This is a genomic window from Vibrio sp. YT-19(2023), from assembly GCF_033337395.1.
This window is the reverse complement of sequence record NZ_JAWOQN010000682.1, coordinates 1-627: the sequence shown is the minus strand read 5'-3', so window position 1 is coordinate 627 and position 627 is coordinate 1. Positions and strand designations below refer to the sequence as shown.

At 48.5% G+C, this 627-nt stretch carries 1 protein-coding gene; it reads left to right on the top strand.

Annotated elements, in window-relative coordinates:
• The coding region (locus tag R7E78_RS27855) for a TolC family protein (RefSeq protein ID WP_318058851.1) at positions 1 to 627 on the top strand (627 nt) is incomplete at both ends.

Below are 627 nucleotides of genomic sequence, written 5' to 3'. Positions count from 1 at the left end.
GTGAAAAAATTCATTCTAACGCCTGTCGTTCTAGCCCTCAGTTTAGCAGGTTGTGCAGTGGGCCCTGACTATCAAGTACCGACCACCAGTATGGCAGAAACCTACTTGAACGCCGAAAATGCAGGGTTGAGTACCGATTCACAACACATTGAGTTTTGGTGGACTAAGTTTCACGATCCGGTGTTGAATCAAATGGTTCAAGACATGCAGAGCCAAAACATTCCGCTGAAAGTGGCGGCCGAGCGGGTGAAAATGGCCAACAACTATAAAACCATGGTGGAGTCATTCAAGGTACCGACAATTAATCTCGGTGCGGGTTACATGAACTATCAGTTCAGTAAAAATGACTCTTCACTCGGTCCGATATTGAATCCACTCAGTGATTCCGTGTCGGGTCTGCCACCTCAAATTGGTAACGTCACCCTAATGGATAATCAGCACGATGGCGTATTTGCAGGCGCGAGTATCGCTTGGGAGGCTGATCTGTTTGGGCGCATTGACCGCCAAGCGAACGCGGCGCAAATTCGTCTCGAACAAGCTCAGATCTATCAAATCGGCTTGAACACGGTGATCACAGCGGATTTGATTCACAACTACTTGCAATACCAAGGCGCGAGTGAGCGCCTT